We start from the raw sequence: 17,789 nt of genomic DNA on the forward strand, positions 1-17,789 counted from the left end.
CACGCTCGACCGCTCAGCCGTCCACCCTTCACGAACCCCACAGGTGACCACTCATGCCCATGACCATGCCCGCCGTCTCCCAGCTCGACGTCGCCGGCGATCTGCTGGCCCTGCTCGGCGAGACCACCACCGAGCCGCGCCTTGACAACCAGCTCGAAGCCCTCACCCTGGCCGTCGCCGCGGACCTGCCCGTCCTCCTGTGGGGCGAGCCGGGGATCGGCAAGACCGCCGCCCTGACCCAGCTCGCCGCCTCCCTGGACCTGCCGCTGACCACGGTGATCGCCAGCGTGCACGAGCCGTCCGACTTCTCCGGGCTGCCCGTCGTCGGCGACGACCCGGCCGAGCAGGGCGTCCCGATGGCCCCGCCGGACTGGGCGGTGCGCCTGGTACGGGCCGGGCGCGGGCTGCTCTTCCTCGACGAGCTGTCCACCGCGCCCCCGGCCGTGCAGGCCGCTCTGCTGCGCCTGGTACTGGAGCGGCGGATCGGCGCCCTGCAACTGCCGTCCGGCGTGCGGATCGTGGCGGCCGCCAACCCGCGGTCCTCGGCGGCCGACGGCTGGGAACTGAGCCCGCCTCTGGCGAACCGGTTCGTCCACCTCCAGTGGACCCACGACCACGATGTCGTCGTACGCGGTCTCGGCGGGACCTGGCCGCGGGCCACCCTGCCGCGCCTCGACGCGCAGGCGCTGCCGGCCGCCGTGGACTTCGCCCGCCGTGCCGTGTGCGGGTTCCTCACCACCCGGCCCCCGCTCGTGCACCGCCTGCCCTCCGGTGAGACGCGGCGCGGCGGCGCCTGGCCGTCGCCCCGCAGCTGGGACATGACGCTGCGCCTGATCGCTTTCGCCACCGCGGCAGGCTCCTCCAGGGAGGTGCTCTCCATGCTGGCCAGGGGGACCGTGGGGGACGGTCCTGCGCTGGAACTGCTCGCCGCGCTGGACCGGATGGAACTCCCGGACCCCGAGGCGCTGCTCGCCGACCCGGCCGGCGCCGATCTGCCCGAGCGGGGAGACCAGCGCCAGGCCGTCCTGGACGGGATCGTGGCGGCGGTCAACCGGCGCCCGGAGAAGTCCCGTTGGGACGCAGCGTGGACGATCATGGTCCGGGCGCTGGAGACGGGCGCTCCGGACCTGGTGGTCGTCCCCGCGACCTCGCTGGCCGCTCTGCGCCGGGAGGACTGGGACGTGCCGGCCGCGATCGAGCGGCTCGCCGGGGTGGTGGACCTGTCCCGGCGCGCGGACCGGGCGGCGGAGCGGACCGCGGTCCGTACAGGCGTCCACGCGGGCGCCCGCCCATGAGCGCCGGGGCGCCGGGCGCGCTGGACCTCGACAAGCTCTACACCGCCAGGCTGCATGCCGCGCGGGTCCGGCCGTACCTCGCGACGGCCCTGTTCGCCCTGCACACCGTGGAGTCGCGGCAGGTGCCGACGATGGCCGTCGACCGGTACTGGCGGGTGTACGTCTCCGCGGGGTTCGTGGACCGGACGCCGGTGGAGGAACTGGCCGGCGTCTGGGTCCACGAGGTGTCGCACCTGCTGCGCGACCACCACGGGCGCGGTGACAGGGCCGCGCGGCTCCAGGGTCTGGAAGGACCCGGGGCGCGGCTGCGGATGAACATCGCCGCGGACCTGGAGATCAACGACGACGTGTTCGGCGACGGGCTGCTCCGGCCCGCGGGCGCCGTCACCCCGCAGGACCTGGGGCTGTCGGGGGGCGAGCTGATGGAGGACTATCTGCGCCGGTTCGGGCTCGGGCCGCGGACAGACGGCCTGGTCTGGCTGGACTGCGGCAGCGGCGCCGACGGGATGGACCGTGAGTGGGACCTCGGGCCGGACGGCGCGCACGGCCTGAGCGAGCAGGAGCAGGACGGCGTCCGGTTCCGGGTGGCGCAGGGGATCAACGGGCGGCCGGGCACCGCCCCGAAGGGATGGAAGAGGTGGGCGGAGGAGGCCTTCCACCCGCCGCAGCCGTGGCGGGAGTTGCTCGGCGCGGCCGTCCGGTCGGCGGCCTCGGGCGCTGGCGCCGGCGAGGACTACAGCTACGGCCGGCCCTCCCGGCGTTCGGCCGGACTGCCCGGTGTCGTCCTGCCGAGCCTGCGGCGCAGGCCCCCGCGGGTCTCCGTGGTAATCGACACCTCCGGGTCGGTCAGCGACTCCGAACTGGGCAGCGCCCTCCTGGAGGTCGCGGCGATCTCCCAGGCCGTGGGCGGCCGCCGCGACCTGGTCACCGTCGTGCCGTGCGACGCGGCGGCCCGGATCGTGCACCCGCTGTGCGAGGGCGAGGGCATTCCGCTGCTGGGCGGCGGCGGCACGGATCTGCGCGCGGGCTTCGCCAGGTCGCTGCGGTCGGGGCCGCCGCCCGACGTCATCGTGGTCCTGACGGACGGGCAGACGGCCTGGCCCGCCGTCCGCCCGCCCTGCCGCACGGTGGTGGGACTCTTCTCCCGTCCCAGGGCCCCCCGGTGGGACGAGGACGGCCCGCGCTACCGGCCGGACCGGACGCCGCCCTGGGCCCGGGTGGTGGAGATAGGATCGTCCGCCGGCCGGTGAGCCGCGCCTATGCGGGCGGCTCCGCCCGCCCGGCCGGCTCGGCGTTGCCGGCGGACTCCGCGTCGACGGCGGGCTCCACCGGGCCGAGGCGCCGTACGCCGCGGGCGGTGGCGAGCTTCGCGATCAGCAGGCAGTACGCGGGTGCGGCGACGAGTTCGAGGACGAGCGCCTGCCACGGGGCGTCCGCCGCGTTCCCCGACTCCGCCAGTTGCCCCAGGGCGGCGGTGACGGCGTAGGCGGTCATGTTGTTCGCCACGTGCACCGCGATGACGGCCTCGAGGCCTCCGGTGCGGATGGTCAGCCATCCCCACCACAGGGCGGAGTAGAAGAGCAGGGCGAATCCCGACCACTCGCCGAAGCCGTGCGCGACGGCGAAGAGGACGGAGGCGAGGACGGTTCCGGGCCAGGGTGACTTGAGGAATCCGCCGAAGAACTGGGCGAGCCAGCCCCGGAAGACGAATTCCTCGGCCGCGGCCTGAAAGGGGATCAGCGCCCACAGCACGACGAGTGCGAGCGCGAACCCGGACCAGCCGGGGAAGTCGCCGGCGAGGGACTCCTCGCCGTCGTCGAGGTAGCCCCACAGCGCCAGCCCGCCCATCTGGAGCACGATCAGCGGGAAGGCGACCGCCGCACAGCGGGCCAGCCACCCCCAGCGCAGTCGGCCGGCGACGGATGCCGCGGTACCGGCGGGGCGGCTGCCGCACCAGCGGACGGCGAGCAGCACGACGGGGAGGCCGGCGGCTATGGAGAGCAGGGCGAGTGCCTCGTCGGCGAGCGGGTCGCCGAGGATCCGGTCGCCGTCCTCGGGTGCGAAGTCCAGCCCGAGCGCGTACCAGGCGAGGGCGCCGAACGCGATGACCACCAGCGGTACGGCCAGGTTCCCCACGATGACGAGGAGGAGCTCCCCGATGCGCTGCGGCGCCTTCTGCCGTCCGTTGCGGGCCTGTTCGTGATAGGCGCTGCCGGCCGGCGCGGTCTCGGTCGGCGGTCGCGGGGGCCCATAGGCGTACGGAGGGCCGCCCAGGGCGGTGGGCGGCCCCCCGTACGCCGGAGCCGGCCGTTGCGGAGGGCCCGCGGGCGGCGCGGCCCACACGTTCGGCGGGGGCATGTCTGACACAGCGGGACCCTTTCCGTCACGACCGTTCACACGCCCATTCGATCACGTGGCCGCCCCGGGGCTCAGTCGGTTGTCGCACGGGGCCCGCCGGCCCCGCGCCCGGCCGGCCGGTCCGAGAAAGGCGCGGGGCGTGGGGCGGGCAGGGGCAACGAGAACCAGACGGCTTTGCCCTCGGCCGTGGGGAGGGTTCCCCAGGAGGCGGCGAGGGAGTCGACGAGGAGCAGTCCCCGGCCGGACTCGGCGTCGGGGGCGGCGAAGCGGGCCTGCGGCAGGACCGGGCTGCCGTCGCAGACCTCGACACTGAGTTCGCGGCCGGCCTGGCGCAGGCGGAGCCGGACGGGCCCGCGGCTGTGGCTCACGGCGTTGGAGAGCAGCTCGGAGGTGAGCAGGCAGGCGGTCTCGCGGAGTTGGTCGTCGTCCTTGCCCCACAGGGCCAGGGTCGAGCGCAGGAACCGGCGGCCCGCGGCGACGCTGCTCGGGTCCGCTGCGAGGAGCATGCTCTGCGAGGTGACGGGGGTGTCGGGAATGCGGACCAGCAGGAGGGTCACGTCGTCGGGGTTCTCGTCGACCTCCGGCAGCAGGTCGCCCAGCAGCCGGTCGGCGGCCTCCTCCAGGCCGTCCGAGGTCGCGACAGCCTTCTCCAGCGCCGCCGCGAGGCCGTCCACCTGGCCCTCGATGTCGCTGTCCGGCGTCTCGACCAGGCCGTCCGTGTAGAGCGCGAGCACCGATCCGGGCTCGACGGTGTGCCGGGTCTCGTGGTGGGGCACCTCCCCCACCCCGAGCGGCACGCTCACCTCGACGGGCAGCCGGGTGACCTCGCCGCCCGGAGCGACGAGCAGGACCGGCAGGTGTCCGGCCGAGCACATGGTGATCTCGGCCGAATCGGCGTCGACGACCAGGTAGCAGCAGGTGACGAACTGGTCCGGCAGTTCGCTGACGACCGCGTCCAGGGCGCGCATGAGCTGCCAGGGCGGCATCCCGGTCTTGGCCAGCGCGTGGGAGGCGGATCTGAGCTGGCCCATGACGGCGGCGGCGTCCAGGCCGCGCCCCATCACGTCGCCGACCATCACGCCGACCCGGCCGCCGCCCAGCGGGATCAGGTCGAACCAGTCGCCTCCCACCCCGGCGCCCTGCCGGGCCGGGAAGTACCGGCTCGCCGTGGGCATCCCCGGTACGTCCGGCGGGGATCCCATGAGGCTGCGCTGGAGGGTGAGCGCGACGTGCCGCTGCTGCTCGTAGAGTTTCGCGAGCATCTCCTCCGCCGACTTGCGTTCGGTGACGTCGCGGATGGCGGCGGAGACCAGGGTTCCGTCGGGGGTTTCCAGGGGGCTCAGGCTGATCTCGACCGGGAACTCGCCGCCGTCGCGGCGCAGGCCGTACAGCTCCAGGCCCGCTCCCATGGGGCGGGTCTTGCGGTTGACGAAGTAGCCGTGACGGAAGTCGGAGTGGTGCCCGCGGAACCGTTCCGGTACGAGCACCTCGACGGGTCTTCCCAGGAGGTCCTCCCGGGCGTACCCGAAGAGGGCCTCGGTCTGCGCGTTGACGAGCTGGATCGCGCCGCGCTCGTCGACGATCACCATCGCGTCGGGTGCCGCTTCCAGCAGGGCCCGGAAGCGTTCCTCGGCGGCCCGGCGCTCGCTCACGTCGCGCACGGCCGCCGAGATCAGCAGGCCCTCCGGGGTCTCCAGCGGGCTCAGGCTGATCTCCACGGGGAATTCGCGCCCGTCCCGGCGCAGGCCGTACAGGACCAGGCCCGCGCCCATCGGGCGGACCTGGCGGCTGGCCGCGTAGCCGAGCCGGTGGCCCGGGTGGTGGCCGCGGAACCGCTCGGGGACCAGTATCTCGATGTGGCGGCCCAGGAGTTCCCGCCGGGGATGGCCGAACAGGGCCTCGGTCTGTGCGTTCACCAGCCGGATCACCCCGGAGTCGTCCACGATCACCATCGCGTCCGGTGCCGCTTCCAGCAGAGCCCTGAAAGGCTCTTCAGTCGTCGCTGCCACGCTGCGCCTCGCACTCGTCGAATCCCGCAGAAGCAGACATCCGACCACGTGGCCGAATCTCGCGCTTCCGGTTGACCACATGCGGCGCCAATTGACCATTTCTGCGCACTGGCGGCACCGTCGGCGTCAGGGCGGGTCGCCCCCTTACGGACGGGCGGCGCCGCGGCGGGGGCGCTGATCTATGGTGGCGGGAGGACTGGCCGGGGCGGACGCGAGGCGAGGAGATCCGGTGCGTGACGCAGAGTTCTTCCGGGACTGGATGGCGGCCGCCGCGGCCGCCGTGGAGCGCGAGGCGGACCGGCTCACGGAGCTGGATTCCCCCATCGGGGACGCCGACCACGGGAGCAATCTGCGCAGGGGATTCACGGCGGTGCGCACGACGCTGGACGCGGAGGTCCCGGAAGCGCCGGGCGCGGTGCTCCAGCTCGCCGGGCGGACCTTGATCTCGACGGTCGGCGGCGCTTCGGGACCGCTGTACGGGATGTTGCTGCGCCGTACCGGCAAGGAGCTCGGGGAGGCGCCCGAGGTGTCCGACGAGGAGCTGCGCGAGGCCCTGGACAAGGGGGTCGGCGCGGTGGCTCGGCTGGGCGGAGCGGCGCCGGGCGACAAGACGATGCTGGACGCGCTGCTGCCGGGCGTGGCCGCGCTGGCCACCTCGTACCGGGCGGCGGCGGGCGCGGCGGAGGACGGGGCCCTCGCCACCGTACCGATGCAGGCGCGCAAGGGTCGGGCCAGCTACCTGGGCGAGCGCAGCATCGGGCACCAGGATCCGGGCGCGACCTCGTCGGCGCTGCTGCTCGGGGCGCTCGCGGACGTGGCGGAGCGCACGGAGGGCGCACGGTGACGGGCGCAGACGGCACCGGCGGTACACGGCCCGCCCTGGTCGGGGTGGTGCTGGTCTCGCACAGCGCGGCGGTCGCCGAGTCGGTGGCGGAGCTGGCAGGGGGCCTGGCGGCGGGCGGACCGGTGGCTCCGGTGGCAGCCGCCGGCGGCACGTCCGCCGGCGGCCTCGGCACGAGCGCGGAGCGGATCGTGGAGGCCGCGCGCGAGGTGGACCGGGGTGCCGGGGTCGCGCTGCTCGCGGACCTCGGGAGCTCGGTGCTGACGGTGAAGGCGCTGCTGCTGGAGGATGAACTGCCGACCGACTCGCGGCTGGTGGACGCGCCGTTCGTCGAGGGCGCGGTGGCGGCGTTGGTCGCCGCCTCCGCGGGCGCCCCGCTGGCACAGGTCGCGGAGGCCGCCGCCGAGGCGTACGCCTACCGCAAGGTCTGAGCCGCGGTGCGGCGCGGCCGTCGGCCCGAGGGGCCGCCGTTGCCGCCGGCGGCGGCAACGCGCGGCGCGGCCGCGGTGGACGCCGCAGGCCGGCCCGACCGGTAAGAGACACCGCAGCGGCCGGCCGGGGCCGGCTTCAGCGTCCGCGCAGGGACTGGATCTCGCGGCGGTCGCGCTTCGTGGGGCGGCCCGTACCCCGGTCGCGGATACCGACGACCGCGGCCTCCACGGGGGTGGGCGGCGGCGGGCTCTTGTCGATCAGGCACTCGGCGGCGACGGGCGCACCCACCCGCTTGGACACGGGTCGCTTGACGACGACGATCCGCTCGCGCCCCGCGTGGAAGAGCCGGACCTCGTCCCCCGCCCGGATCGCCTGCGCCGGCTTGGCACGCTCCCCGTTGACCTTCACGTGGCCCGCCCGGCAGGCCGTCGCCGCGATCGAGCGGGTCTTGGTCAGACGGACGGACCAGATCCACGCGTCGACCCGCACCGTGCCCGTTTCCGTCCCCGATACCTCATCTGCCATGCCCCCGACTCTAGTGCTGTGGTCCCCGCGGCAGGGAACGCATTTCCTCGCCTATTGGCAGATGCGCCAAGGCTCCTCGCACCTACCATGGCGATCCCCCCAAGAGAATTGCACATGCGCCATGCATGCGCCTACCGTGTCGCACATGCAGTCCTACACCATCGGACAGGCCGCGCGACTGCTGGGCGTCAGCCCCGACACCGCGCGCCGCTGGGCCGACGTCGGCCGGATCGTGACCCATCGCGACGAGGTGGGCCGCCGTCTGATCGACGGCCGCGATCTGGCCGCCTTCTGCGTGGAGGCAGGGCAGGGCGCCCACGAGGACGCAGAGCCGTACACCTCCGCGCGCAACGCCTTCCCGGGCATCGTCACGGCCGTCCGGCTCGGCGACGTCTCCGCCCAGGTCGACATCCAGGCCGGTCCCCACCGCCTGGTCTCCCTGCTCACCCGCGAGGCCGTCGAAGAACTCGGGCTGGAGGTCGGCATGCGGGCCACCGCCCGTGTGAAGTCCACGAGCGTGCACATCGACCGCGCCTGAACCGCAGACGCCGCCCCGGTTCCGCCGCTGCCCGGTCTCCGCCCGCCCACGACCCGGTACCACCGCCCGGCGGCACCGAACCGTCCCCGCCCGCTCCGTCCGTCACCGGCGCGGGTCACCACCGCGCGCATCCGGCACCCGGCCGGCCGCGACCCGAACGAGGAGCCCGCGCTCATGTCCCCGACCCCGATCCGCCACCGCGCCGCCGCCGCTGCCGTTCTGTCCGCCGTCCTGGTCGCCGGCCTGACCGCCTGCGGCGACGAAGAGCCCTCCGACTCCGGACCGGCCGCCCCGGCGGCGTCCGCCGCGCCGCGGACCAACCTCACCGTCCTGGCCGCCTCCTCCCTCACCGACGTCTTCAAAACCGCGGGCGCGGCGTACCAGAAGTCCCACCCCGGCACGAAGGTGACGTTCTCCTTCGCCGGTTCGCAGGAGCTCGCGGCGCAGGTCAAGCAGGGTGCCCCGGCCGACGCGCTGGTCACCGCCGACACGAAGACCATGGACGGGCTGAAGGCCGAGACCGGCGACGCCAGGATCATCGCCAAGAACCGCCTGGTCATCGCGGCCGGCAAGGGCAACCCGTTCAAGATCGACGAGCTCAGGGACCTCGCCGACACCAAGGTCAAGGTCGTGCTCGCCGCGCCCGAGGTGCCGGTCGGCCGCTACAGCAAGCAGATCATCGACGCCCAGAAGATCGAGGTGAAGCCGGTCTCCCAGGAGCCCAACGTCCGCGCGGTCCTGAGCAAGGTCGAGCTGGGTGAGGCGGACGCCGGCCTCGTCTACAGGACGGACTCGGCCAAGTCGGGCGACAAGGTCGTCACCGTGGAGATCCCCGACGCCCAGAACGCCGTGGCCTCCTACCCGGCCGCCACGCTGAAGCAGTCCGGCAACGCCGAGGCCGCGGCCGCGTTCGTGGCCTGGCTGAGCACCCCCGAGGCGCAGAAGATCCTCCAGGACGCAGGCTTCCAGCAGCCGTAGGCGGCGCCGCTCCCGACCCTGACGGCGGCGGGGGCGGGGCGGCCGAAGGGGCTGTCCGGTCCGGGGGGACGAACGGCCCCTTTCGGCGTGCCCGCGCGCACCCGCGTCCGTCGGCCGCCCCCCGCATACGCTTCCCCCTTGCGCCCCTTGCGCGGCCTTGCCCGACAACCCCGCCCCGCCCGGCCACGCCGGCCCCAGCCAGGAAGTCCCGTGAGCAGACTCCGTACCCGCACCCGGCCCCCGGTGGCCCTGGCGCTTCCCGCGCTGCTCGCCGTCGCGTTCCTGCTGCTGCCGCTGATCGGGATCCTCGTCCGCACTCCGTGGGGCGACCTCGGAGAACACCTCGGCAGCCCGGGCGTGGTCGAGGCCCTGAAGCTGTCGCTCCTGGTGTCCCTGTGGGCGCTGGGCCTCTCGCTCGCCCTCGGCGTGCCGCTGGCCTGGCTGCTGGCCCGGGTGAGCTTCAAGGGCAAGGCCCTGGTCCGCTCGCTGGTGCTGCTCCCCATGGTGCTGCCGCCGACCGTGGGCGGTGTCGCCCTGCTCCTCGGCTTCGGTCGCCGCGGACTGCTCGGGCCCTGGCTGGAGGAGTCCTTCGGCATCACCCTGCCCTTCCACACCTCGGGCGCCGTCGTCGCAGCGACCTTCGTCGCCATGCCGTTCCTGGTCATCAGCCTGGAGGGCGCCCTCGGCGGTCTCAAGCAGAGTTACGAGGAGACCGCCGCCTCGCTCGGCGCGTCGCCGGTCCGCGTGTTCTTCACGGTGACCCTGCCGATGGTCGCGCCCGGTCTGGTCGCCGGCGCCGCCCTCACCTGGGCCCGGGCGCTGGGCGAGTTCGGCGCGACCATCACCTTCGCCGGGAACCTGCCCGGCACCACCCAGACCCTGCCGCTCCAGGTGTACCTGCTGCTCCAGGACCGGCCCGAGGCCGCGACCTCGGTCTCACTGCTCCTCCTGGCGATCGCCATGGCCGTACTGATCGCGCTGCGCGGCCGCTGGACGGGCACCCCGGTCGACCGCGGGGCGGTCACCGGGCCGCGACCGGCCCCGGAAGAGGCACCCTCCCCCGCCCCGGCGCCGGTCGGCTACACCGCCTCGGCCGGCACCGCGCCGACGGGGCCCGCGGCGCACGCCGCGGAGCCGGAGCCCTGGGCCCTGCGCGCCGCCGTCACCGGCTTCAACCGCCTCACCCTCGAGGCAGAACCGGGCACGACCATCGCCGTCGTCGGCGAGAACGGCGCCGGCAAGACCACCCTGCTGCGCGCCCTGCTCGGCCTGACCCCGCGGGCCCACGCCGACCTGCGGCTCGGCGACACCGACGTCACCGCCCTGCCGCCCCACAAGCGGCAGGTGGCCTGGGTCCCGCAGGACGGTGCGCTGTTCCCGCACCTGAGCGCGCTGGCGAACACCGCCTACGGGCTGCGCGCCCGCCGGGTACCGCGCGCCGACGCCCGCCGCGAGGCCCAGGCCTGGCTGGACCGCCTGGGCGTCGGCCACCTCGCGCAGCGCAAGCCGTCCCAGCTCTCCGGCGGCCAGGCCCAGCGGGTCGCGCTCGCCCGGGCCCTGGCCGCCCGCCCGCGACTCCTGCTGCTCGACGAGCCGCTCGCAGCCCTCGACCAGACCACCCGGGCCCGCGTACGGCACACCCTGCGCACGCACCTGGCCGGCTTCGGCGGGGTCTGCCTCATCGTGACCCACGACCCCGTCGAGGCGGTGTCGCTGGCCGACCGGGTCCTCGTACTGGCCGACGGCCGGGTCCTGCAGGACGCGCCGCCCGCCGAGGTCTCCCGGCACCCGCGGTCCCCGTGGGTCGCCCGTATGCTCGGGCGCAACGCCTGGCCGGGCATCGCCTCCCCGGACGGCCTCGCCCTCGCGGCGGGCGGCCGCCTGGTGGTCGCCGAGACCCTGCCCGACGGGGCCGAGGCCTTGGCGATCATCGCTCCGGAGGCGGTGTCGGTGCACCGGGACCGCCCGGGCGGGAGCCCCCGCAACGTGTGGCCGGGCACCGTCCGGGAGATCACCGCGGTGGGCAGCCGACTGCGCCTGCTGATCGCGTCGGCCGAGGCGCCCGACCTGGTCGCCGAGATCACCCCGGACGCGGCGGCCGAACTCGGCCTGGCCGACGGCTCCGAGGTGTGGACGAGCGTGAAGGCCACCGAGGTCACACTGGTACGCCTGTAGGCCTTCCCCGACATGGGCGGCGGTGCCGGCTGCGTCCCGCAGGCTGCGGCCGTGGCCACCGCCGAAGCCCCGGGCCGGCGGCACGGCCGGGCTGACAGGGAGCTGCTCCGCAGCTGTACGCCGCGGTCGGCGCGGCCTAGCGCTCGCCCCCTCGGCGCGGGCCTCCCGCCGCGGACACCCCTCAGGGCGAGCCCCCTCAGGACGGCTGGTCCGCGCCCTGCGGAGTGTTCACCGCGAACTCGCACCACACGCACTTGCCGCCGCCCCGCGGCTCCACGCCCCAGGCGTCCGCGAGCTGCTCCACCAGCATCAGGCCGCGCCCGGACACCGCCCAGTCGTCCGCGTCGCGCCGCCTCGGGAGGGCGCTGCTGGAGTCCTCGACCTCGACCCGGATCCGGCCCTCCGGGGTGATCCGCATGCTGATGTGGCCGCCGCCGTCCGTGTGGACGAGGGCGTTCGTCATCAGCTCGTCCGCCGCCAGCTCGATCTCGTCCGCCCGGTCCCGGGCGCCCCAGGCGGCCACCGCCGCCCGGATGAGGTGCCGGGCCTGGGCCGGGGCCTCGGTGTCCCCCGGGTCCAGGCGCTGGCGCAGGGGTCCGCCGCCACGCCCGGTGGGCGTACCGCGGCGGCGCAGGACGAGCAGGGCCATGTCGTCCCCGCCGCCCGAGTCCCCGACCAGGTCGCACAGCACGTCGGCGAGTTCCTCGACGTCCGCGGGGCCGCTGTGGAGCGCCGCCATGAGCTCGCGCATGCCGGTGTCGGGGTCGGCTCCGGGCCGTTCGACCAGGCCGTCCGTGCACAGCACCAGGGTGTCTCCGGGATGCAGTTCCAGGCTGGTCACGGGGTAGCCGGAGCCCGCCTCAGCGGTCGGGGCGCGGGGCGGGAGACCGAGCGGCAGGCCGCCCGCCACCTGGATCCGGTGGCAGCTGCCGTCACCCCGCCGCACGACCGGGTCGAGGTGGCCGGCACGGACCATCTGGAGCATTCCGCTGCTGAGGTCGAGCTCGGCGTACGTGCAGGTGGCGAAGCGTTCCGTCTCCAGTTCGCGCAGGAAGGCGGAGGCCCGGGCCATCGCCGCGCCGGGCGTGTGGCCCTCGACCACGTACGCGCGCATCACGATGCGCAGCTGCCCCATGACGGCGGCCGCGTCCGTGTCGTGTCCCTCGACGTCGCCGATCATCACGCCGACCCGGCCGCCGCCGAGCGGGACCACGTCGTACCAGTCGCCGCCGATGTCCCGCCCCATCCTGGCGGAGCGGTAGCGTACGGCGATCAGCGCGCCCGGCACCGTCGGGATCCGGCGGGGCAGCATGGCCCGCTGGAGCCCTTCGGCGAGGTCGTGCTCCTGCTCGAAGAGGATGGCGCGCTGGAGGCTCTGGGCGACTCCGCTGCCCAGTGCCATCAGCAGGTTGCGTTCCTCCGCCGTGAAGTCGCCCTCGCGTGCGTAGAGAAGCCCCAGGGCGCCGACGGGCCGACCCTGGGCGATCAACGGCAGGTAGACCCCGCTGTGGACGGACAGCGGCTCGATGTAGGGCCACAGTTCGGGGTAGGAGTCCTGGAACTCCTGGCGCGAGACGATGAAGACCGGCTGCATGGTGCGTACGGCAACGCTCATCGGGAACCGGGCGTCGATCCTCGTGTACTCGATCTCGGGGGCGTACGTGCCGAGCCGGCCCTCCGCGACCAGGTGGATGCGGCCCCCGTCGACGACGCCCAGCATCACGCTGACCGCGCCGAGGTGCCCGAGGGCCTGGGGGTCCTTGAGGATGTCGGTCACGTCGTTGACGGTTCGGGCGTGCGCGAGGATGGCGGTGGTCCGCTCGACGACTCCGGTCATCCGGCGGCGCCCCTCGTCCTGCTCCCCGGCGGCTCCGGGCTCTCCCGGGTCGTGGGCGGCGTCGCGGAGGATGCCGATGACGCGGTACGGGCGGCCGCCCGGCTCCCTCAGGATGTGCCCCTGGATGTGGGTCCAGGCCGGTGACCCGTCGCGGCGCCGGCTGCGGACGTAGGCCCCGTAGTGGCTCCGGCCGTCCTTGATCGCCTGGGCGACCCGGGAGTCGAGCCGGGCCTCCTCGGCGGGTGCGATGCGCGCGCGGAGCCCGGCGGGCGTGCCGCTGTACTCGTCAGGGCGCAGGTCGAGGACCTCGAGGGCGGTGGGATCCAGGTGCATCCGCCCGCTGTCGAGGTCCCAGTCGAACGTGCCCATGCGGTTGAGCGCAAGGCTCGTGTCCGGCCGCGCGGGCCAGTCGACCTCGGGAACGTCTCCCCTACGGGCCATGCAGCCAGGGTCTCACTGTCCCCCGCCGGTGTCCCTGCGGGGCGGTCGACGGCGGGCTCCGCGGCGGGACACGACACTGTGCGGCCCGTCGCGCGGGCCGCACAGTATGCGCTGGTGTCAGCAGTCGCCGTGGCCTCCGCCACGGTGGTCGTCGTCGTCGTCGTACCAGCCGTGGTGGCCACCCCTGTCGTGGTCCCAGCCTCCGCCGCCGCTCACGTAGGAGACGGGCTGGGTGGGGGTCGCCGCCGAGGCGGTGCCTGCGGCTCCCAGGGCTCCGCCGGCCATCAGAACGCCGATGGCGGACGCCGCGAAGAGGCGCTTGACTCTCATTGCTCGCATGGTTGAGAACCCTTCTCGTTGCTATGGCACGAAAATTTGTTCTTCCTCCTCGGCAAAGGACGTACACGGCTGCACCTGTGGCCGTACAGATCTCTTGAATTGCGCGCATTCCCCGTCAACGCGGCCTCGTTGAGGCCACGGACCTTGTGGGCGGGTGCGATGTGCCGCACGCCTCGCGCTCCGGCGTATTCACCGCGGGTAAAGGGTGCGAGTCCCGCAGTTGCCACAGCTACCTACGAATGATACTAATCACCGCCCCGGCGATCGGCATCTCGGGCACGCCCCGGATCCGGCCGGATTCCACGCAATTCCATTGCATCCACCATCTATTCGGGGCGTCCGCCGGGCTTGCGGGCCGGCCCACTGCCGCGGTCCCGTACCGGAGGGAGAGGAGTCCGAAGTGGCGGAGGCGACCGGGACGGGATTGGCCGAGGTTCCGGCCGAGCTGGCCGCGCTCGAGGACCCATGGCACGCGCGGTGAACGAGAAACACGGCGACGACCACGGAGTGAACCTCGGCAGGCTTCACGCCCTCGCGAAACGGCTGAAGACGCAGCAGGAGCTGGCGCGCGAGCTCTGGGCCACGCAGGACACGGCGGCGAGGCTGCCGGCCGTCCTGGTCTGCCACCCCAGGGCGTTCGGGCGGGACGAGTTGGACGCCATGCTGCGCAGGGCACGGACGCCCAAGGTCCAGGACTGGCTCGTGAACTACGTGGTGAAGAAGAACCGGCACGCGCAGGAGCCGCGCCTGGCCTGGACGGCGGACCCGGATCCGGCGGTGGCGGGCGCCGGCTGGGCGCTGACGACGGAGCGCGTGGCGAAGAACCGGAGGGCCTCGACCTCGCGGGGCTGCTCGACGTCATCGAGGCGGAGACGAGGGACGCTGCGGACCGCCTGCAGTGGGCGATGAACCACTGCCTGGCGCAGATCGGCATCGAGCATCCGGAGCACCGCGCCCATGCGATCGCCATCGGCGAGCGCCTCCAGGTCCTCAAGGACCATCCCACTCCGCCCGGTTGCACCTCTCCGTTCGCCCCCGACTGGATCGCCGAGATGGTCCGCCGCCAGGCCCCTCCGGTGTCGTGAGGCCAAAACCGCCGTGGGTGTGCTTCTCCGCGCGGCAGGAAGAGCACTGCGCCCCCGGGGCGGATGTCGGGGGTGGCTCAGCGGGCAAACCGCCGGGGGACTGCGAGGAGTTCGCCGAGAGGGGCGCCCCGTCGCGCCCCGTCCCTTCTCTGCGGCCGCCCCCGGGAATGACCGGCCCACCATGCGCGATCGGCACCGGGGCCGCAGAAGTCGGCATTTCCGCGGCACGGGTGAGGTGCGCGCGGACGGCTCCGAACATGTCTTCGCCGGATCCGGCGGCGTACAACCCTGATGGCACGCGGGTCGCCTTCCGGGGGCAGGGAATCAACCCCCTGCGGGCCGCCCCGGGCCGGAGACCGCCGTCACCCCGGCGCCGGTTGCGCCGGTGTCGCGCCACGGGGCGGTCCTGTACAACCGTCCCTCCACGAGGCCGAGTCGGAGCAGGGACGGCGGGCTCCGCAGTACGCAGAGCCCCGTGCCTGTCGCCCTGGACGTCACGGACCGGTCCGACCCGAACGGAGACGGGCCTGTCAGACCGGTTCGTCCGCGTCGTGGACCAACAGGGCTATCTGGACGCGGTTGTTGAGGCCCAGGCGGGTCAGGATCCCGGACACGTGGGTCTTCACCGTGGGCAGTGCCAGGTGGAGTTCCCGTCCGATCTCCGCGTTGGACAGGCCCCGCCCGACCGCCGTCGCCACCTCCCGCTCGCGACCGGCCAGCAGTGCCAGCCGGGCGCGGGCGAGAGACGCCCGCGATCCCCGGCCGGTGTCGCCCGCCACCTGGTCGATGAGCCGGCGGGTGACGGCCGGGGAGAGCACGGGGTCGCCCGCGGCCACCGTGCGGATCGCCGTCACGATCTCCTGCGGCGGGGTGTCCTTGAGGAGGAACCCCGCAGCGCCGGCCCGCAGCGCCCGCACGACGTGCTCGTCGGTGTGGAAGGTGGTCAGGACGAGCACCTCCGGAGCTCCCGGCCGCGCCCGGAGCGCCTCGGTGGCGGCGAGCCCGTCGACACCGGGCATCCGGATGTCCATCAGCACCAGGTCGGGGGCGTGCGCGGCGACCAGCCCCGCCGCCTCGGAACCGTCCGCGCCCTCGGCGACGAGTTCGATGTCCGGGGCGCCGCCCAGCATCAGACGCAGCCCGGCGCGGACGATCGCGTCGTCGTCGACCAGCAGTACGCGGATCACCCGGCCCCCTCCCCCTTCACCCGTTCCGGTCGGCCCTGCCAGGGTAGCCAGGCGTGCACCCGGAAGCCTCCGCCGGCGGGGAGGGCGGTGAGTTCCCCGCCGGCCAGCCGGGCGCGCTCCGCCAGGCCGACCAGGCCCTGCCCGCCGCCCGGTCCCGGGGCCCTCCCGCTGTCGGCGGGGGCGGCGTCCGGTCCGGGCGGCCGCGCGTTGCGGATCTCCACCGTCAGGCCGTCCCCCGGGCCCCCGGCCACACGCACGTCGACGGCCGCGCCGGGCGCGTGCCTGCGTACGTTGGTCAGCGCCTCCTGGACGATGCGGTAGGCCGTACGCCCCACCAGCGCCGGGGGCGCGGCGCCCACGGGCGGCCCGGTCAGCTCGATCCGCCCGCCCGCGGACCGTGCCTCAGCGACCAGCCGGTCCAGGTCCGCGAGTTCCGGCTGCGGCCGCTCCCCTTCCTCGAACCCCGAGCCGGAGCGCAGTACGCCGATCACCTCGCGCAGGTCGCGCAGCGCCAGGCCGGCGCTCTCGCGCATCACCCCGGCGGCCCGCTCGATCTCCTCGCGCGGGGCGCCGGGATTGAACTCCAGGGCGCCCGCGTGCACGCTCAGGAGGGTCAGCCGGTGGCCGAGCACGTCGTGCATCTCGCGGGCGATCTCCTCGCGCGCCTCCATCCGGGCCCGGTCGGCCCGCGCCTGCGCGTCCGCCTCGGCGAGTTCGGCGCGCGCCCGAAGCGAGGCGATCAGCTGTGCGCGGGAGCGCCGGAACAGCCCCCAGCCGATGGCCCCGGCAATGAGGGCGAAGTAGGTCAGGGCCGAACCCGCGCGGTCCTCGGGCAGGTCCGGCAGTTGCCACAGGAAGACGGGCAGGGGGACGAAGACCAGCGCCGCCACCCAGGCCGTGGCACGCCACGGCCTGGTCGCGGCCACCGTGAACACCGCCACCATCGCCGGCCCGGTCATGTAGTGGGTCTGCGTGCCGGCCAGGATCAGGGCCACGGCCAGGGACACCGGCCGGCGACGCCTCAAAAGGAGCGCGGCGCACCCCAGCCCGCCGGCGAGCTGGTCGGCGGTCCGCCAGCCCTGGCCCAGATCCTCCGGCACCGGGATGGACTGCGAGCTGACGGCGGCGAAGCAGGCCGCGAACAGGACCAGGGCGAGGTCCACGGCCCAGTCCCGGCCGGTGCGGTGAATTCGGTGCATGCCCGGGGAATCTACGCGGGCCCGGCCGTCGCCGGGCGTCCGCGGCGGTCTTCGGATACTTAAGTACGAGCCCGGGCAGCCTTCGGACGGATCCGCCGCCGCGCCCCGCGCGCCTACCGTCGGAGCATGACCTCCACCCCTGCGAAATCACCGCTGGCAGCCGTTTCGGGGCTGCTCGGCTTCGTCCTGGTCGTCGGCGGCGCGAGCGGCCTCCTGCACGAGTGGCTCGGCTGGATCCACTTCCTCGGATTCGTCCGCTTCCTCGTCCCCGACGGCTACGAGATCTACGGCTACGTCGTCATGATCGCCCTCGGCGCGGCGGTGGGCGCGGCGGGGGACTCGCTCACCCGCCGCGCCCGGAGCTGACCGGCCCGGCTCGGCCGGCTACCCGTTCCCGCCGCCACCGCCGTTCCCGCCCCCGTCCTCGCGGGGCTGGTCCGCCGGCGGCGGTTGCTCGGGCTGCGGCTCCACCGGTGACTGCGGAGCCGGAGGCCTGCTCGGCAGGGAAGGCGTGCGGTCGGCCGGCGGCGGGGTCCGCGACGGCAGCGGG

General features: G+C 74.5%; 15 protein-coding genes and 1 pseudogene. 9 read left to right on the forward strand and 7 right to left on the reverse strand.

The window, feature by feature from the left end; all coding sequences use genetic code 11:
* The first annotated feature begins 53 nt into the window (after positions 1 to 53).
* Both ACZ6JS_RS08830 and ACZ6JS_RS08835 read left to right on the forward strand, forming a co-directional pair.
* The gene (locus ACZ6JS_RS08830; RefSeq protein ID WP_469296935.1) at positions 54 to 1,295 is read left to right on the forward strand and encodes an AAA family ATPase; all 1,242 of its coding nucleotides are present in this window, start codon (positions 54 to 56) and stop codon (positions 1,293 to 1,295) included.
* Positions 1,292 to 2,545, forward strand: a complete 1,254-nt coding sequence (locus tag ACZ6JS_RS08835; RefSeq protein WP_469296936.1) for a vWA domain-containing protein — start codon at positions 1,292 to 1,294, stop codon at positions 2,543 to 2,545. The genes ACZ6JS_RS08830 and ACZ6JS_RS08835 overlap by 4 nt, the downstream gene beginning before the upstream one ends.
* A 7-nt stretch (positions 2,546 to 2,552) precedes the next feature.
* Here ACZ6JS_RS08835 and ACZ6JS_RS08840 read toward each other — a convergent pair whose 3' ends face one another.
* Entirely contained in the window at positions 2,553 to 3,653 is a 1,101-nt protein-coding gene (locus tag ACZ6JS_RS08840) for a lysostaphin resistance A-like protein (RefSeq protein WP_469297164.1), read from the reverse strand.
* Between the two features lie 71 nt (positions 3,654 to 3,724).
* A complete protein-coding gene (locus ACZ6JS_RS08845) occupies positions 3,725 to 5,662 on the reverse strand; it encodes a PAS domain S-box protein (protein ID WP_469296937.1) in 1,938 nt (645 codons plus the stop codon).
* A gap of 229 nt (positions 5,663 to 5,891) precedes the next feature.
* On the opposite strand from ACZ6JS_RS08845, the gene dhaL reads away from it, so the two are divergent.
* Both dhaL and ACZ6JS_RS08855 read left to right on the forward strand, forming a co-directional pair.
* On the forward strand, positions 5,892 to 6,506 hold the full coding sequence (gene dhaL, locus ACZ6JS_RS08850; protein ID WP_469296938.1) for a dihydroxyacetone kinase subunit DhaL: 615 nt from the start codon (positions 5,892 to 5,894) through the stop codon (positions 6,504 to 6,506).
* Positions 6,503 to 6,934 (forward strand): PTS-dependent dihydroxyacetone kinase phosphotransferase subunit DhaM, encoded by a 432-nt coding sequence (locus tag ACZ6JS_RS08855; RefSeq protein ID WP_469296939.1) that lies wholly within the window; start codon positions 6,503 to 6,505, stop codon positions 6,932 to 6,934. Before dhaL ends, ACZ6JS_RS08855 begins: the two co-directional genes overlap by 4 nt.
* A gap of 136 nt (positions 6,935 to 7,070) precedes the next feature.
* Here ACZ6JS_RS08855 and ACZ6JS_RS08860 read toward each other — a convergent pair whose 3' ends face one another.
* Positions 7,071 to 7,460, reverse strand: a complete 390-nt coding sequence (locus tag ACZ6JS_RS08860; RefSeq protein ID WP_076046054.1) for an RNA-binding S4 domain-containing protein — start codon at positions 7,458 to 7,460, stop codon at positions 7,071 to 7,073.
* A 145-nt stretch (positions 7,461 to 7,605) separates the two neighbouring features.
* Between ACZ6JS_RS08860 and ACZ6JS_RS08865 the strand changes: the two genes are divergently transcribed.
* The 3 genes from ACZ6JS_RS08865 to ACZ6JS_RS08875 all read left to right on the forward strand — a co-directional run bounded on the left by ACZ6JS_RS08865 (position 7,606) and on the right by ACZ6JS_RS08875 (position 11,151).
* Positions 7,606 to 7,998 carry a TOBE domain-containing protein gene (locus tag ACZ6JS_RS08865; protein ID WP_469296940.1) on the forward strand — a complete coding sequence of 131 codons (393 nt, stop codon included), beginning with the start codon at positions 7,606 to 7,608 and terminating at the stop codon, positions 7,996 to 7,998.
* A 174-nt stretch (positions 7,999 to 8,172) separates the two neighbouring features.
* Positions 8,173 to 8,976, forward strand: a complete 804-nt coding sequence (gene modA / locus ACZ6JS_RS08870) for a molybdate ABC transporter substrate-binding protein (RefSeq protein WP_469296941.1) — start codon at positions 8,173 to 8,175, stop codon at positions 8,974 to 8,976.
* Between the two features lie 210 nt (positions 8,977 to 9,186).
* Positions 9,187 to 11,151 (forward strand): ABC transporter permease, encoded by a 1,965-nt coding sequence (locus ACZ6JS_RS08875; protein WP_469296942.1) that lies wholly within the window; start codon positions 9,187 to 9,189, stop codon positions 11,149 to 11,151.
* 196 nt (positions 11,152 to 11,347) lie between these two features.
* Here ACZ6JS_RS08875 and ACZ6JS_RS08880 read toward each other — a convergent pair whose 3' ends face one another.
* Together ACZ6JS_RS08880 and ACZ6JS_RS08885 are read right to left on the reverse strand one after the other, a co-directional pair.
* Complete coding sequence (locus ACZ6JS_RS08880) at positions 11,348 to 13,429, reverse strand: SpoIIE family protein phosphatase (protein ID WP_469296943.1); 2,082 nt, start codon at positions 13,427 to 13,429, stop codon at positions 11,348 to 11,350.
* A gap of 117 nt (positions 13,430 to 13,546) precedes the next feature.
* Positions 13,547 to 13,759, reverse strand: a complete 213-nt coding sequence (locus ACZ6JS_RS08885; protein ID WP_469296944.1) for a hypothetical protein — start codon at positions 13,757 to 13,759, stop codon at positions 13,547 to 13,549.
* 409 nt (positions 13,760 to 14,168) lie between these two features.
* Here ACZ6JS_RS08885 and ACZ6JS_RS08890 point away from each other — a divergent pair.
* Positions 14,169 to 14,853, forward strand: a pseudogene (locus ACZ6JS_RS08890) (DNA alkylation repair protein).
* A gap of 530 nt (positions 14,854 to 15,383) precedes the next feature.
* Here ACZ6JS_RS08890 and ACZ6JS_RS08895 read toward each other — a convergent pair.
* Together ACZ6JS_RS08895 and ACZ6JS_RS08900 are read right to left on the reverse strand one after the other, a co-directional pair.
* A complete protein-coding gene (locus ACZ6JS_RS08895) occupies positions 15,384 to 15,983 on the reverse strand; it encodes a response regulator (protein WP_469297165.1) in 600 nt (199 codons plus the stop codon).
* 53 nt (positions 15,984 to 16,036) lie between these two features.
* On the reverse strand, positions 16,037 to 17,239 hold the full coding sequence (locus ACZ6JS_RS08900; protein WP_469296945.1) for a sensor histidine kinase: 1,203 nt from the start codon (positions 17,237 to 17,239) through the stop codon (positions 16,037 to 16,039).
* Between the two features lie 126 nt (positions 17,240 to 17,365).
* Between ACZ6JS_RS08900 and ACZ6JS_RS08905 the strand changes: the two genes are divergently transcribed.
* Positions 17,366 to 17,605, forward strand: coding sequence for a hypothetical protein (locus tag ACZ6JS_RS08905; RefSeq protein ID WP_469296946.1), 240 nt, complete (start codon positions 17,366 to 17,368; stop codon positions 17,603 to 17,605).
* Positions 17,606 to 17,789: the final 184 nt, after the last annotated feature.

The organism is Streptomyces sp. NPDC046349 (genome assembly GCF_055587885.1).

Excerpts from the sequence above, each read along its gene's own strand:
- ACZ6JS_RS08830 (WP_469296935.1), top strand. The coding sequence starts at position 54 with ATGCCCATGACCATGCCCGCCGTCTCCCAGCTCGACGTCGCCGGCGAT.
- ACZ6JS_RS08835 (WP_469296936.1), top strand. The coding sequence starts at position 1,292 with ATGAGCGCCGGGGCGCCGGGCGCGCTGGACCTCGACAAGCTCTACACC.
- ACZ6JS_RS08840 (WP_469297164.1), bottom strand. The coding sequence starts at position 3,653 with ATGCCCCCGCCGAACGTGTGGGCCGCGCCGCCCGCGGGCCCTCCGCAA.
- ACZ6JS_RS08860 (WP_076046054.1), bottom strand. The coding sequence starts at position 7,460 with ATGGCAGATGAGGTATCGGGGACGGAAACGGGCACGGTGCGGGTCGAC.
- ACZ6JS_RS08865 (WP_469296940.1), top strand. The coding sequence starts at position 7,606 with ATGCAGTCCTACACCATCGGACAGGCCGCGCGACTGCTGGGCGTCAGC.
- modA (WP_469296941.1), top strand. The coding sequence starts at position 8,173 with ATGTCCCCGACCCCGATCCGCCACCGCGCCGCCGCCGCTGCCGTTCTG.
- ACZ6JS_RS08880 (WP_469296943.1), bottom strand. The coding sequence starts at position 13,429 with ATGGCCCGTAGGGGAGACGTTCCCGAGGTCGACTGGCCCGCGCGGCCG.
- ACZ6JS_RS08885 (WP_469296944.1), bottom strand. The coding sequence starts at position 13,759 with ATGAGAGTCAAGCGCCTCTTCGCGGCGTCCGCCATCGGCGTTCTGATG.
- ACZ6JS_RS08895 (WP_469297165.1), bottom strand. The coding sequence starts at position 15,983 with ATGCTGGGCGGCGCCCCGGACATCGAACTCGTCGCCGAGGGCGCGGAC.
- ACZ6JS_RS08900 (WP_469296945.1), bottom strand. The coding sequence starts at position 17,239 with ATGCACCGAATTCACCGCACCGGCCGGGACTGGGCCGTGGACCTCGCC.
- ACZ6JS_RS08905 (WP_469296946.1), top strand. The coding sequence starts at position 17,366 with ATGACCTCCACCCCTGCGAAATCACCGCTGGCAGCCGTTTCGGGGCTG.